At 63.1% G+C, this 14404-nt stretch carries 13 protein-coding genes; 8 read left to right on the plus strand and 5 right to left on the minus strand.

The features are described from left to right. Positions 1 to 20 precede the first annotated feature (20 nt). The 5 genes from PAF12_RS06085 to PAF12_RS06105 all read left to right on the plus strand — a co-directional run bounded on the left by PAF12_RS06085 (position 21) and on the right by PAF12_RS06105 (position 5491). Positions 21 to 716 (plus strand): MIP family channel protein, encoded by a 696-nt coding sequence (locus tag PAF12_RS06085; RefSeq protein WP_271109197.1) that lies wholly within the window; start codon positions 21 to 23, stop codon positions 714 to 716. A gap of 81 nt (positions 717 to 797) precedes the next feature. Further along, positions 798 to 2207, plus strand: coding sequence for a YdiU family protein (locus PAF12_RS06090; protein WP_271109199.1), 1410 nt, complete (start codon positions 798 to 800; stop codon positions 2205 to 2207). After that, the gene (locus tag PAF12_RS06095) at positions 2204 to 2887 is read left to right on the plus strand and encodes an endonuclease/exonuclease/phosphatase family protein (protein WP_271109201.1); all 684 of its coding nucleotides are present in this window, start codon (positions 2204 to 2206) and stop codon (positions 2885 to 2887) included. Before PAF12_RS06090 ends, PAF12_RS06095 begins: the two co-directional genes overlap by 4 nt. Before the next feature lie 68 nt (positions 2888 to 2955). After that, positions 2956 to 4230: a phosphopyruvate hydratase gene (eno, locus tag PAF12_RS06100; RefSeq protein WP_271109202.1), complete on the plus strand. Its 1275-nt coding sequence runs from the start codon at positions 2956 to 2958 to the stop codon at positions 4228 to 4230. Between the two features lie 208 nt (positions 4231 to 4438). Further along, positions 4439 to 5491 (plus strand): trans-acting enoyl reductase family protein, encoded by a 1053-nt coding sequence (locus PAF12_RS06105; protein ID WP_271109204.1) that lies wholly within the window; start codon positions 4439 to 4441, stop codon positions 5489 to 5491. A gap of 16 nt (positions 5492 to 5507) precedes the next feature. Here PAF12_RS06105 and PAF12_RS06110 read toward each other — a convergent pair whose 3' ends face one another. After that, a complete protein-coding gene (locus tag PAF12_RS06110) occupies positions 5508 to 6107 on the minus strand; it encodes a riboflavin synthase (protein WP_271109206.1) in 600 nt (199 codons plus the stop codon). Between the two features lie 154 nt (positions 6108 to 6261). Here PAF12_RS06110 and PAF12_RS06115 point away from each other — a divergent pair, with 154 nt between their 5' ends. From PAF12_RS06115 to PAF12_RS06125, 3 genes are all read left to right on the plus strand, one after another. After that, positions 6262 to 7605 carry a capsule biosynthesis protein gene (locus PAF12_RS06115; protein WP_271109208.1) on the plus strand — a complete coding sequence of 448 codons (1344 nt, stop codon included), beginning with the start codon at positions 6262 to 6264 and terminating at the stop codon, positions 7603 to 7605. Between the two features lie 94 nt (positions 7606 to 7699). Beyond that, positions 7700 to 8842: a polysaccharide biosynthesis/export family protein gene (locus PAF12_RS06120; protein ID WP_271109209.1), complete on the plus strand. Its 1143-nt coding sequence runs from the start codon at positions 7700 to 7702 to the stop codon at positions 8840 to 8842. After that, positions 8842 to 10848 (plus strand): capsular polysaccharide biosynthesis protein, encoded by a 2007-nt coding sequence (locus tag PAF12_RS06125; RefSeq protein WP_271109210.1) that lies wholly within the window; start codon positions 8842 to 8844, stop codon positions 10846 to 10848. The genes PAF12_RS06120 and PAF12_RS06125 overlap by 1 nt, the downstream gene beginning before the upstream one ends. On the opposite strand, the gene ribD is transcribed toward PAF12_RS06125, so the two are convergent. From ribD to rmuC, 4 genes are all read right to left on the minus strand, one after another. Beyond that, positions 10845 to 11849 (minus strand): bifunctional diaminohydroxyphosphoribosylaminopyrimidine deaminase/5-amino-6-(5-phosphoribosylamino)uracil reductase RibD, encoded by a 1005-nt coding sequence (gene ribD, locus PAF12_RS06130; protein WP_368045162.1) that lies wholly within the window; start codon positions 11847 to 11849, stop codon positions 10845 to 10847. The two genes, PAF12_RS06125 and ribD, sit on opposite strands and share 4 nt — an antisense overlap. Next, positions 11846 to 12319 (minus strand): transcriptional regulator NrdR, encoded by a 474-nt coding sequence (gene nrdR / locus PAF12_RS06135; RefSeq protein WP_271109212.1) that lies wholly within the window; start codon positions 12317 to 12319, stop codon positions 11846 to 11848. The genes ribD and nrdR overlap by 4 nt, the downstream gene beginning before the upstream one ends. A gap of 101 nt (positions 12320 to 12420) precedes the next feature. Beyond that, on the minus strand, positions 12421 to 12837 hold the full coding sequence (locus tag PAF12_RS06140; RefSeq protein ID WP_271109214.1) for a secondary thiamine-phosphate synthase enzyme YjbQ: 417 nt from the start codon (positions 12835 to 12837) through the stop codon (positions 12421 to 12423). Continuing rightward, entirely contained in the window at positions 12834 to 14327 is a 1494-nt protein-coding gene (rmuC, locus tag PAF12_RS06145; protein ID WP_271109216.1) for a DNA recombination protein RmuC, read from the minus strand. The genes PAF12_RS06140 and rmuC overlap by 4 nt, the downstream gene beginning before the upstream one ends. Positions 14328 to 14404 lie beyond the last annotated feature (77 nt).

The raw sequence follows: 14404 nt of genomic DNA on the forward strand, positions 1-14404 counted from the left end.
TCTGGACATTTGAGGCACTCATGTCGAAAAAAATTACTGCCGAGCTTATCGGCACTTTCATCCTCGTTTTCTTCGGCTGCGGCTCCGCCGTGCTGATGGGCGATCAGATCGGCTATCACGGAATCGCAATGGCGTTCGGTCTGTCCATTGTCGCGGCGGCTTATGGGCTGGGCGCAATCTCGGGCGCGCATCTGAACCCGGCGGTGTCGCTCGGGTTTGTGCTGTCGGGCCGGATGCAGGCCAGCGAGCTGGCCGGCTACGTCATCGCCCAGATTGCCGGTGCAATTCTGGCGGCGCTGGTCATCCTGCTGATAGCCCAGGGCCGGGCCGATTATTCCGTCGCGGTTAACGGGCTGGGGCAGAACGGCTTTGGCGCGGGATATAACGGCGAATACAGCCTCATCGCGGCGCTTCTGTTCGAGTTCGTCGCGACATTCCTGTTCGTGACCGTGATCCTTGGTGCAACGCATTCCTCGGCGCCGGTCGGCTTCGCGGGGCTGGCCATCGGCCTGACCCTCGCGGCGATCCATCTTGTCGGCATTGACGTGACCGGCGTTTCGGTCAATCCGGCCCGCAGCATCGGACCGGCCCTGTTCGCCGGTGGAAGCGCGCTCGCCGATCTTTGGGTGTTCATCGCCGCCCCGCTGGCTGGCGGCGCGGTTGCCGGTATCCTGCACGGGATGGGCATCAGCCGGGCGACAGATCAGGCAGCCTGATCGGGGCCGGGACGAACATGAACTGGATGGGGCGCGGTCTGCGCCCCTTTTCTTTCGCCGGAAGCGCCTTACATCAGGCCCATGACCGCGCCTGAATTCAACAACAGCTATACCGACCTGCCGCCGCGCATGTTTGCGCAGGTGGCACCCGCTGGCAGCCCCGACCCGGAGCTGATCGCGCTGAATGAAACGCTGGCAGCACGGCTGGGGTTGAGCACCGACTGGTTGCGAAGCGAGGCCGGGATGGCGATGCTGTCGGGGAATGCCCTGCCCGAAGGCGCGGCCTCGATCGCGCAGGCCTATGCCGGGCATCAGTTCGGGCATCTGTCGCCGCAGCTTGGCGACGGTCGGGCGCTGATGATCGGTGAGGTTGTTGCGCCGGACGGGAAACGCTTCGATCTGCAATTGAAGGGCGCGGGCCGGACGCCATTCTCGCGGCAGGGTGATGGCAAAAGCTGGCTTGGCCCGGTGCTGCGCGAATATCTCGACAGCGAATTCATGGCGGCGGTTGGCGTGCCGACCACCCGCGCCCTCGCCGCCGTCGCGACCGGCGAGCGGGTGCAGCGTGAAACCGTCCTGCCCGGCGGCATCATGACCCGTGTCGCGGCGAGCCATATCCGCGTCGGCACATTCGAATATTTCGGCATTCGCGGCGATCTGGAGGCGTTGCGGGCGCTGTGCGATCATGTAATGGCGCGACATTACCCCGAAGCATCCTCGCCCCTTGAGATGCTGGAGATGGTCGTCGCCGCGCAGGCCCGGCTGGTGGCGCATTGGATGGCGCTCGGCTTTATCCACGGGGTGATGAACACCGATAACATGGCGGTTTCGGGCGAGACGATTGATTACGGTCCCGCTGCGTTCATGGATGGGTATCACCCGGATAGGGTCTTTTCCTCCATCGACCGGCATGGCCGCTATGCCTGGTCGCAGCAGCCGCATGTGGCAGTGTGGAACCTCGCCCAGCTCGCCTCCTGCCTGATCCCGCTGATGGGGTCGGATCAGGACAAGGCCATCGCGGACGCCACGCGGGTGGTGCATAGTTTTCCGGCGACTTATCAGGCGGCGTGGATGGACCGGTTCTGTGCAAAGATCGGTCTGTTCCCCTCGGCGGAAGGGAAAGCCCTGATCGACCGGCTGCTGGATCTGATGGCGTCGGAGCAGGCGGATTTCACCCGTGTCTTTGCCGGTTTGTCCGACGGCACGGCGCGGGACGAGTTCCTCAATCGCGAGGCCTTCGACGACTGGCAACACGACTGGCAGGCCCAAAGCCCCGACACCGGGCTAATGCGGCGCACCAATCCCGTCCGCATCCCGCGCAATCACCGGATCGAGCAGGCCATTCAGGCAGCGGTCGCGGGCGATTACGCACCGTTCCACCGGCTCGATGCCGCATTGCGCGCGCCGTTTGAAAATCGCGCCGCGTGGGACGATCTGTCCAATCCCCCCCTTGCGGAGGAGCGCGTGACCCGCACATTCTGCGGCACATGAAACTTCGCATCGCCAGCTACAATTTGCACAAATGTCGCGGCCTGACCGGCCCGCATGCCCCCGAACGCAATTTGCAGGTCATCGCCGACCTCGCCCCCGACATCATCGCCTTGCAGGAGGTCGATTTCCGCTTCGGCGCCCGCCCCGAAGCCCTGCCGCGCGGTATGATTGAAGAAATGACCGGGCTGGTGCCGGTCGAGATGCGTACGACCGGAGAAACCTCGCTCGGCTGGCACGGGCAGTCGGTGCTGCTGCGTCCCAATCTGGCGGAGATGGCCGAAACCCGACGCCTGCCCCTGCCGGGGCTGGAGCCGCGCGGCGCGATTGCGTTGCGGGTGAACGGGCTGACGCTGATTGCCGTTCATCTGGGCCTCGCCCGTTCCTCCCGCCGGGCGCAGCTTGCGCGGCTGGCGGCGAAGGCTGCGCGGCTGGCCGGGGATGCGGTCGTGGTGATGGGCGATTTCAACGAATGGCGCGATGATCGCGGGCTGGAATCGCTGGGCGCACTGCATGTGCTTGCCCCCGGCCCGTCCTATCCCGCGCCGATGCCACGGCTGCGGCTGGACCGGATGGCGCTGTCTCCGGGGATCGAGATACTGGATCATGGCGTGGGCGACAGTCAGCTTGCCCGCCGGGCCTCCGATCATCTTCCGATCTGGGCTGAAATACGGCTGTCATAAAAATTGCGGCTTTCAGCTTCATGACAGGGCAAGTATGAAAGCGCTAACGGACCATATTGGAGGACCAGATGACCGCCATTATCGATATTTACGCCCGCGAAATTCTCGACAGCCGGGGCAATCCGACTGTTGAAGTCGATGTCACGCTGGAAGACGGCACGCTGGGCCGTGCCGCTGTGCCCTCTGGCGCGTCGACCGGGGCGCATGAGGCTGTGGAAAAGCGCGATGGCGACAAGGGGCGCTATCTCGGCAAGGGTGTGCTGGAGGCGGTTGAGAGCGTCAATACCGAGATCGTCGAGCAGTTGATCGGTGAGGATTCCACCGATCAGCGTGCCATTGACGGGCTGATGATCGAACTCGACGGGACCGAGAACAAGGGCCGTCTGGGCGCGAATGCGATCCTCGGCGTCAGCCTTGCCGTGGCGAAGGCGGCGGCGGATGCCTCCGGCCTGCCGCTTTACCGCTATGTCGGCGGCACCTCGGCGCATGTGCTGCCGGTGCCGATGATGAACATCATCAATGGCGGCGAACATGCCGACAACCCGATCGATATCCAGGAATTCATGATCATGCCGGTCTCGGCGGAGAATATCCGCGACGCCGTCCGCATGGGCTCCGAAATCTTCCACACGCTGAAGAAAGAACTTTCGGCGGCGGGTCTGTCGACCGGGATCGGCGATGAGGGCGGCTTTGCGCCGAACCTGTCCTCGACCCGCGATGCGCTGGATTTCATCCTGAAGGCGGTCGAAAAGGCCGGATACAAGCCCGGCGACGACATCATGCTGGCGCTCGACTGCGCCTCGACCGAGTATTTCAAGGGCGGCAAATACGAGATGGCGGGCGAAGGAAAATCGCTGAGCCCGGCGGAGAATGTGGATTACCTCGCGGCGCTGTGCGGCGATTATCCGATCCTGTCGATTGAGGATGGCTGTTCGGAAGACGACTGGGAGGGCTGGAAACTGCTCACCGAGAAACTGGGCGGCTCGGTTCAGCTTGTCGGTGACGATCTGTTCGTGACCAACCCGAAGCGGCTGGCCGAGGGGATCGAGAAGGGCTGCGGCAACTCGTTGCTGGTCAAGGTGAACCAGATCGGCACGCTGACCGAGACGCTGGATGCGGTCGCGATGGCCACGCGCGCCGGGTTTACTTCGGTGATGTCGCACCGCTCGGGCGAGACCGAGGATGCCACAATTGCCGACCTCGCCGTTGCGACCAATTGCGGCCAGATCAAGACGGGTTCGCTGGCGCGTTCCGACCGGCTGGCGAAATACAACCAGCTGATCCGGATTGAGGAAACGCTGGGTGAGGCTGCGGTTTATGCGGGCAAGTCGATCCTGCGGTAGGTTTTATCCACCCTAGGAACGAAGGGGGCGCGGTCGCGCCCCTTTTCATTTGCCTCCACCCGTCGGGGCTGTGTCGGCAATCCTGGCGAGCGGGCGGACGGGGGAGATGCTTGAAACCACGGCACGCCATGCGCTACGCTTATAGATGCGAACACGCCAATTCCCCTTGATGCCCTGAACTCGATGCCGAAACGGCGCGGAGGTCTGAATGCGCAATCTCATGATTTACGGTGCTTATGGTTACACCGGCGAACTCATTGTCCGCGCGGCGGTTGAGCGCGGACACCAGCCGATCATCGCCGGCCGCAGCGAGGGCAAGCTGCTCCCGCTGGCTGAAGAGTTGTTGCTGGATTACCGCGCGTTCAATGCGGAAGATGCGGCGGAACATCTTGCGGATGTGGGAACGGTCCTGAACTGCGCCGGACCTTTCTCCCGGACGGCGGCACCGCTTGTCGCGGCCTGCCTTGACCGGAAAACCCACTACGTCGACATCACCGGAGAAATTCCCGTTTTCTCTCATTGTCACGATCTCGACGAGGCCGCGCGGCAGGCCGGTGTCATCCTGTGCCCCGGTGCGGGGTTCGACATCGTCCCGACCGATTGCCTCGCCGCGTCGCTGAAAGAACGCCTGCCGAATGCCGAGACGATCAATCTCGCCTTTTCCTTTGGCACGAAACCCAGCATCGGCACCGCGAAAACCACGCTGGAGGCGCTGGAGCATGGCGGGCTTGTCCGGCGCGATCACAAGCTGGAGCAGGTTGGCAACGCGTATGACATCCGCAAAATCCCCTTCCCCGAGGGCGATCGCTGGGCCGCGACGATCCCGTGGGGCGATGTCTTTACATCTGGTGTCTCAACCGGCGTGCCGAATGGCATGGTCTATGCCGCCCTGCCCCGGTCGCTGGCCATCGCGATGCGGCTTGCATCACCGTTCCGCGGATTGCTGGGCAAGGATTCGGTCAAGAAACGGCTCGAAAAAATGGTCGAAGCGCGCTTTGCTGGCGGACCAGATGACGAGGCGCGTTCCGAACAGCGGACCGAGTTCTGGGGCGAGGCCATTGCCCCGGATGGCGAGCGGGTTGCGCTGAGTTTTTCAGCCCCGAATGTCTATAGCCTTACGGTCGATACGGCGGTTGAGATTGCCGCGTGGTGCCAGGCCCAAAGCGGCGCTTCCGGTTACGCGACAGCATCCATGATCATGGGCGCGGATTTCATTACCACCCGCCCCGGCGTGTCAGCGATGAAGGAACCCCCTTCTTAAGCCATCCGGCAGCGGGTCAGGACAGATCCGCCTCTGCCAGCCGTGCCACATAGCGCGCAAGGGTATCGATCTCCAGATTGACCATGTCGCCGGTCTTCGCATCGCCCCAGGTCGTGACCTCCTGCGTGTGCGGGATCAGATTGATGCCGAAGCGGTTGCCATCGACCTCGTTCACGGTCAGCGACGTGCCGTTCAGCGCGACCGAGCCTTTTGGCGCAATGAACCGTGCCAGATACGGAGGCGCGTCAAAGACCAGCCGCGTGCTGTCGCCCTCGTCCCGCATATCGACGATCTCGGCCACGCCATCGACATGGCCGCTGACGATGTGACCGCCAAGCTCATCCCCGACTTTCAGCGCCCGCTCCAGATTCAGCCGCTTGCCATTGTTCCAGCCATTCGCACCGATATTGGTCTTGGAAACTGTCTCTGCCGAAATATCGACATCGAACCAGTCCGGGCCTTTGGCGATGACCGTCAGACATACGCCGTCGCAGGCGATGGAGGCCCCCATGTCCACGCTGTCCATATCGTAGCCGCACTGGATACGGGCGCGCATGTCGCCGCGCATCTCGACCCCGGTGACGATGCCAATATCGGTGATAATGCCGGTGAACATTTAGCCTCCTGCGCTTTGCATTCTGGCTAGCGAAGCGCGGGCGCGACGGCAAGTCTGTTGGCGCAAGTTTTTTTTGTATTGCAAAAAAAGGTTTCAACCATCGGTAGAATGGGACATATATGTCTTTGACAAGACGAGGGACTGCATTCTGCTTATGCCGCGCATTCTACAGCCAGAGCTTTCACAGGACGCGACCTGCTGGGCCGCGAATGTGCCTGCGGGCGAGCGGGTGTTCCTGCTGCTGCAAGGGCCGCATGGGCCGTTCTTCAATCGTCTCGGCCATATTCTGGACCAGACCGGCGCGACCGTCTGGCGCGTGGCGTTCAATGCCGGCGATGTATTTTTCTGGGACCGGAAGGACCGGCTGATCCGGCATCAGGCCCCGGCGGAGGAATGGCCCGCGCATCTGGCCCGGATCATATCCGAAAAAGGCGTGACCGATATCGTGCTTTACGGCGATGTGCGGCCGGTTCATGCCGCGGCCAGGCAGGCAGCACGGAACCACGGCCTGACGCTGCATGTGTTCGAGGAAGGTTATCTTCGCCCCTTCTGGATCACCTATGAGCGGGGCGGATCGAACGGACATTCGCGGCTGATGCAAATTTCGCTGTCCGACATGCGTGCGGCGCTTCGTGGGCCGCAGGGTGATATTCCGCGTCCCCCGGCGAATTGGGGGGATATGCGGCAGCATAAATTCTATGGCGCGCTTTATCATTTCCTCCTGCTGACCGCGAACGGCCGTTTCCCCGACTATCGGACGCATCGCGATATCTCGGTCATGCGCGAGTTCAGGCTGCATCTGCGCCGCCTGATCTTCAGCCCTTACATGATGGTCAGCCAGTCGATGAGGTCGCGCAGAATCCGGCGGAGCGGAAACCCCTTCACGCTGGTTCTGATGCAGCTTGAACATGATGCGAGTTTTCGGGCCCATTCCGATTACGGCTCCACGCGCGAGTTCGTCGATGAGGTGCTGAAGAACTTTGCCGAACATGCGCCTAATCATCACCATCTGGTGTTCAAGGCGCATCCGCTGGAGGATAATCGCGGCCAGTACGGCACCGTCATCAGGCAAAAAGCCGCCGAGCTGGGCATTTCGCAGCGCGTGCATCTGGTGCCGGGCGGCAAGCTTGCACCGCTTCTGGGCCATGCGCGCTCGGTCGTTACGGTAAACTCGACGGCAGCACAGCAGGCATTGTGGCGCGGGCTTCCGGTCAAGGCTTTGGGCCGGGCGGTCTATGGCAAGGAAAATCTGGTTTCTTCGCAGCATCTTGCGGAATTTTTCGTGCGTCCGGCGCGGCCAAATCCGCATCTCTACCGGCGTTACCGGGATTACCTGCTGGAAACGAGCCAGCTTCCCGGTGGCTTCTACGCAGAAAGGGCCCGGGCCCCGGCGCTGCGCTTGCTGGTCGATATGATGCTGGCCCCTGCCGATCCCTATGACGCCTTCGCGACGGGACATGCGGAAACGAGGCAACAACCCGGATCGGATTCCGGTTAACATGCAAGTAACTATAGAAGATATCGCGATCAGCCGTTATCTTGCGACGCAAGAGGCAGCTTCAGGCAGCGGCACAATCAGGAGTAGAGGATACATGTCTAACCCGATCTCGGTCGAAAAGCCGCGCAACATGCGCATGCCCCTGACATTGGCAATGATTGCTGTAACAGCGCTGGCGGGATGCGGCCTGCCGCGTTCAGGCCCGAGCAAGAATGAAATCCTGTCCGGTGCCGTCGAAAACGGCGGCGATGCGCATATTATTTACGTCAACAACCATGTTAACCGGACCGCCAATTTCACCCCGTCCTATGGGTTTTCCAGCGGTTTCCTGAGTGCAGGCGCGGTCGGCGCGGATGAGATTCGTCCGGGCGACACGCTGGGCCTGATGATCTGGGAAAACGTCGATGACGGGCTGCTGGCCGGTCTGGGTCAAAGCTCGACCCAGCTTGAACAGCTTCAGGTTGATAGCGCGGGCTATATCTTCGTCCCTTACGCCGGGCGTGTGCGCGCCGCCGGCCGGTCCCCGGAACAGCTTCGCAACGCCATCACCTCGCGGCTGGAAAGCCAGACCCCCGACCCGCAGGTGACCGTCACCCGCGTGGCCGGTGACGGCGCGACGGTGTCGGTCATGGGCAAGGTCTTCGGTCAGGGTGTCTACCCGATCGAACGGCCAACCCGGAACCTGTCCTCGATGCTGGCGGAGGCGGGTGGCGTCAATATTGAACCCGAGGTCGCCGTGGTCACCGTGAAACGCGGGCGCGAGACCGGCAAGGTCTGGCTGTCGGATTTGTATTTCAACCCCTCCTACGACATCGCGCTGCGGCCCGGTGACGTCATTCTGGTGGAGGAGGATCAGCGCAGCTTTACCGCCCTCGGTGCGCTCGGCTCCCAAACTCAGGTGCCGCTGGGCAACGAGCAGGTGAGCGCGATTGAGGCTGTGGCGATGGTCGGCGGGCTTTCGACCAACACCGCCGATCCGACGGGTGTGTTCGTGCTGCGGGACGAACCCGGTGCCGTCGCCTCCGCCGTGCTTGGCCAGCCGATCAACGGGACACAGCGTATGGCCTATGTGCTGGACCTGACGCGGCCGAACGGACTGTTCCTGGCGCGTGACTTCCTCGTCCGCGATGGCGATACGATCTATGTCACCGAGGCACCCTATGTGCAGTGGCAGAAGATCCTCGGCGCGATTACCGGCGGCGCGCAATCTGCGAATGCGCTGTCCAACACGCTTTAATGCAGCCTGAACCATCTTCAGCCGCCGGGGTTCGGCCCCGGCGGCTTTTCGTATTCAATGGCGGGCTGCTGCGCGGGCAGGTGCGCAGAATACTCGACCTTGCGGGCTGGACGCCCTGTGTCGGGATACCGGACACCGGTGACGCGGTCGGCATATGGGGGGCAGCGGCTACGTCGTGGCGCGGAAAAGCGGTTGCTGCGCGCCGTCGTGCCGATCTGGTGCATGTGGAGGACGCGTTTCTGCGGTCTGTCCTTCCGGGGCGGGCACGGGGTCCGGTGGCGCGACGGGGTCCGCTGGGGCTGATCGTCGATCCGCTGGGCCTGCATTTTGACCCCGCCCGCCCGTCACTGATCGAGACGCTGGTGACCTCCGGCAGGGCAGCGGCGTTTGCCGGTCAGGCCCGCACAGGGATCGACCGGCTGATCGCGGCTGATCTGTCCAAGTATAACGGACATCTGCCCGATTCCCCGCTGCCCGCCCCCGGCTATGTTCTGGTGATAGATCAGGTCGCGGGTGACGCCTCGCTCATGGGTGCCGGTCGCGCGGAATTCCTGCGGATGCTGGAGGTTGCGCGGGCGGAAAACCCCGGCGCGCGCATCGTCATCCGAAGCCACCCGGAATCCGCAAACGGTCTGCGGGCCGGGCATTTTACGCGCGATGATCTGCGGGACGGGGAGGAGATCGCGGATGGTCCCCTCTCACCCTGGGCTTTGCTGCGTGGTGCGCAAGCGGTCTATGTGTACAGCTCTCAGCTTGGATATGAGGCGATGCTGGCGGGGCATGTGCCGCGCATCTTCGGCCACCCCTTCTATGCCGGTTGGGGGTTGAGCGATGATGAACATAATTTTCCGCGTCGCGGTCATGCCTCAATCGAAACGCTTTTGGCGGCCTCTCATCTGCTCGCCCCGATCTGGTACGATCCCTGCCATGACCGGCTGACGGATTTCAACGGCGCGGTCAATCAACTCGAAGCCGAGGCAAAGGCCTGGCGTCAGGATCACGCGGGGCATCGTGCTTATGGTATGCGGCTGTGGAAGCGGGCCGCGATCGCGCGCAGCTTCGGCTCCGGTCGTGGCGTCCGATTCACCAATGACCGTGCTGAGAGGGCGACGCTTTGCTGGGCCAGCCGGGAACAGGAGCTTCAGCATCCGCCCAAACTAAGGGTTGAAGACGGGTTCCTGCGCTCCCGTGGTCTGGGTGCAGCATTGGTTCCGCCGCTTTCGCTGGTCGCGGATGATCTTGGCATCTATTACGATCCGACGCGCCCGTCACGGCTGGAAAAGCTGATGGCAGCGCCGCTGCCGCCGGGCGGGGTCGCGCGTGCGGCGCAGCTTCGGGAAAGGCTGATCGCTGCGGGGCTGACCAAGTATAATCTCAAGACATCCATTTCGCTGCCCCCTCGTGACGGGCGGCGGCGCATTCTGGTGCCGGGACAGGTGGAGGACGACGCCTCCATCCAGCGCGGCGCGGGCGCGGAACGCAGCAATCTCGCGCTCTTGGAACGGGTGCGCGCGGAAAACCCGGATGCGTTTGTGATCTACAAACCGCACCCGGATATCGAGGCGGGCTTGCGTCCGGGTGACATCCCCGAAGCCGATCTGACCCGGCTTGCCGACCATGTGGCGCGGGATGCGGACCCTGTGGCGCTGATCAACGATGCGGATGAGGTGTGGACGATCACCTCTACCCTTGGGTTTGAGGCGCTGTTGCGCGGCGTGCCTGTCACGACTCTGGGCGCGCCATTCTATGCTGGCTGGGGTCTGAGCCGCGATCTGGGCCCGATCGCCGGGCGGCGAGACGCGCGACCGGGGCTGGACGGGCTGACCCATGCCGCGCTGATTGCCTATCCCCGCTATTTCGATCCGGTGCGCCTGTTGCCCTGCCCGCCCGAAGTCGCGGTTGATCGCCTGACCGATCCCGGCCTCGCCGCCCAAGCGCCCCGCCTGCGCTGGTTGTCCAAGGCGCAGTCTTTGTTCAGCCAGCATAGCTGGATCTGGCGACGCTAAGCCTCGCTACGGCTCCAGAACTGGCACAGATCCGGGCCAAGGCGAAGGCTGCGGCGCAAATCGAAGCGCGGCGCGTCGGTCAGGCGACCCGGCGGCATCGCCCCGACCGAGGCCCGCCCTTCCGAGCCCAGCACCAACCCGGCGCTGTAAAACACCAGATCGTCAACAAGATCATCGGCCAGAAGGCTGGCGGCAAGCCTGCCGCCGCCCTCGCAGAACACCCGCGTGATCCCCTGACCGGCCAGCTCCGCCAGCCCGTCGCGAAGATTGCCGGAAATCTGACGCAGCGGTCCATGCGCGGCATCCTCCGGCGGCAGGTCCGGCAGCGATTGCGACGAAACGATAACCCGCACCGGCTGGCGCACCGGGCCGAAGCCACGCACATTCAGCGAAGGCATGTCCGCCCGCGCCGTGCCGCCGCCAACCATGACCGCATCGTGCCGCATGCGCAGCAGGTGAACATGACGGCGCGCTGCTGGCCCGGTGATCCATTGGCTTTCGCCCGACGCGGTCGCGATCCGGCCGTCGAGGCTGGAGGCGAGCTTCAGGGTCACCATCGGCAGCCCTTGGGTTTCGCGCTTCAAGAAACCACGCTGAAGCCGGGCCGCCGCCTCCGCCGCGATCCCTTCGGCCACTGTGATCCCCGCATCGCGCAGCCGGGTATGACCCTGCCCGGCGGTGCGCGGATCAGGATCGGTCAGTGCCGAGACGACCCGAACCACCCCCGCAGCGATCAGGGCATCTGCGCAAGGCGGTGTTCGTCCGTGATGCGCACAAGGTTCCAGCGTGGTGTAGACCGTCGCCCCGCATGCGGCATCGCCTGCCTGATCGAGCGCCATCCGCTCGGCATGAGGACGACCGCCGGGCTGGGTCCAGCCGCGTCCGACAACGATGCCGTCTTTCACGATAACGCAGCCGACATTCGGATTGGGCCACACATTGCCCAATCCGCGCTGCGCGAGCCGCAACGCATGGTTCATGTGCCGAAGATCGTCGGTCACGCCTTTTCGTCAGCCCCTTGGGGAGGGCGCAACTCGGAGACGAATTTGTCGAAATCGCCGGCATCCTGAAAATTCTTGTAGACGCTGGCGAAGCGCACATAGGCGACATTGTCGATGCGGGCGAGGGTTTCCATCACGATCTCGCCGATCACCTTGGAGTTGATATCGGTCTCGCCCATGCTTTCCAGCCGCCGCACGATGCCGGAGATCATCTGATCGATCCGCTCCGCCTCAACCGGGCGCTTTTGCATGGCGATCCGGATCGAGCGGGTCAGCTTGTCGCGGTCGAAATCCTCGCGACGGCCATTGGTCTTGACGACGACCAGGTCACGAAGCTGCACACGTTCATAAGTGGTAAAGCGTCCGCCGCAACCGGGACAGAAGCGCCGCCGCCGGATCGCCGCGTTTTCTTCGGCGGGCCGGGAATCCTTCACCTGTGTGTCAGCGTTTCCGCAGAACGGGCAGCGCATGTTTTGACCCTTATCTGGCTCTCACCTCTGATTTATCCACAAGCAGAGGCAAAAGCGCAACAGGATTTGTGGCTTTGTGGCAGAATACCACCAGATGAAGGTCAGCACGCGTTGAAAACAAGCGCAACCTCGCGCCGATGCGGGCTGGTTCGGTGTTCGACAATATAAACGCCCTGCCAGCGCCCGAGCATCATGCGGCCCGACTGGACAGGGATGGAAAGCGTGGTCGGCAGCATCGCGGCCTTGAGATGCGCCGGCATGTCGTCAGGGCCTTCATAACGATGGGTGATCCAATGCATCGACGGGTCGTCGCTTTGCGGCACGCTGCGGTCGAGCCATGCCAGAAGGTCGGTTTGCACATCGGGATCGGCGTTTTCCTGTATCAGCAGGCTGGCCGAAGTGTGCCGGATCAAGGCCGTCAGAACGCCGTCACCGGAGGCGGAAACAAAGCGCGCAAGCTCGCCGGTGATCTCATAAAGACCCGGCCCGGCGGTTTCGACGCTGATCTTGCCGATCATTCACCCTCCTCATCCGGTGGCGGCAGCGCATCGGTCTTGTCGTGGTCCAACTCAATCTTTTTCTGGGTACGCGCCCCCAATTCACGCAGCATTTCCACCTGCCGGATGACATTGCCCTGCCCGCGCGTCAGCCGGTCCATCGCCTGACCATGAGCGCGACTGGCCGCATCGAGCGATTTGCCGACGCCTTCGAGGCTGTCCACGAAGCCGGCGACCTTGTCGTAGACAGCGCCAGCGCGTTTGGCGATTTCGAGCGCGTTGTTTTCCCGCCGTTCCACCATCCAGATATGTTCGACTGTCCGCAGGGTCAGCATCAGCGTGGTCGGCGTGGTCAGCCCGACGCGCAGATCCATCGCGAAACTGGCAAGGCCGGGATCGACACGCAGCGCCTCAGAAAACGCGCCTTCGATGGGGATGAACATCAGCACATAATCGACCGCACCTTCGTCCAGCCGGTCATAACCCTTGGCCGAAAGCGATTTGACATGCGTCCGAATGGCATCGACATGGCGTTTCAGCGCCGCCGTCCGGGTCAGATCGCCCTCGGCGTTGACGGCCTCCTCATACGCGTTGAGTGAAACCTTGCTGTCGACCACCAGCAGCTTTTTCTGCGGCATTTTCACGATGACGTCGGGCCGCCATGTCCGCCCATCCTCGTCGGTCCAGCTTGCCTGCACGTCGTAATGCAGTCCGCGTTCAAGCCCGGATTCCTCAAGGATACGCTCAAGGATCATCTCGCCCCATGCACCCTGCTTCTGCTTGTCGCCCTTGAGGGCGCGGGTGAGCGCGCTGGCCTCTGTCCCGAGATTGGCGATCTGGTCGCGCAGTCTTGCGCCTTCTTCATCCAGAATGCGGTTGCGGTCGCGGAGTTCCCGCTGGAAATGCTGCACTTGTTCGCGAAACGGGTTCAGCAGCGCGTTCAACTGCTCGCCATGTGATTTCTGCATATCCGCGCCCTGAACCCGCAGGGTTTCGTTGGCCATGAGGCGGAATTGCCCGGTCATCTCCTCACGCAGTTCCCGGATCTGTTTGAGATCATGCGCCGCCCGCTCCCGGTCCTTTTCCGCCGCGAGTTGGGCGCGCGCAAGCTCGGCCTCCAGCGACGACACACGCTGGCGGGCAGCATAAAGCGCGTCGTTCAACCCGTCACGTTCCTCCGCAAGTTCGGCAAGCCGCGCGATGCGGTCTTCCAGCCGTGTCTCCGCCTGACCGGCACGCAGGGCACCGGCGCGCGCCGCCTCCGCCTCTGTGTCATGTCGGGTGCGCAGATCGGTGAAGGCGGTTTCCTGCTTCGCCAGTTCATCGCGTTTCTGGGTCAGGTCGCGCGCGAGCCGCTGCACCTCCTCCCGCTCCGCTGCCAGTTGCCCGCCTTTGCGCCAGAGCAGGACCAGCAGCACGAACAGCAGAACAGCCGCCGCGATCAGTATTCTGCTCAACAGCACCGGATCGCTTAACCAGATGGCAAGCTGCGGCGGAAGTTGCTCGCCCATTACGTCACCAGATTATTGTTCTTGCTTTGTACCTATCCGATTGGATGCATTACCGCAACCGGGTCAAGCAAATCAGG

It is taken from the genome of Paracoccus sp. SCSIO 75233 (assembly GCF_027912675.1).
Taxonomy (GTDB): domain Bacteria; phylum Pseudomonadota; class Alphaproteobacteria; order Rhodobacterales; family Rhodobacteraceae; genus Paracoccus.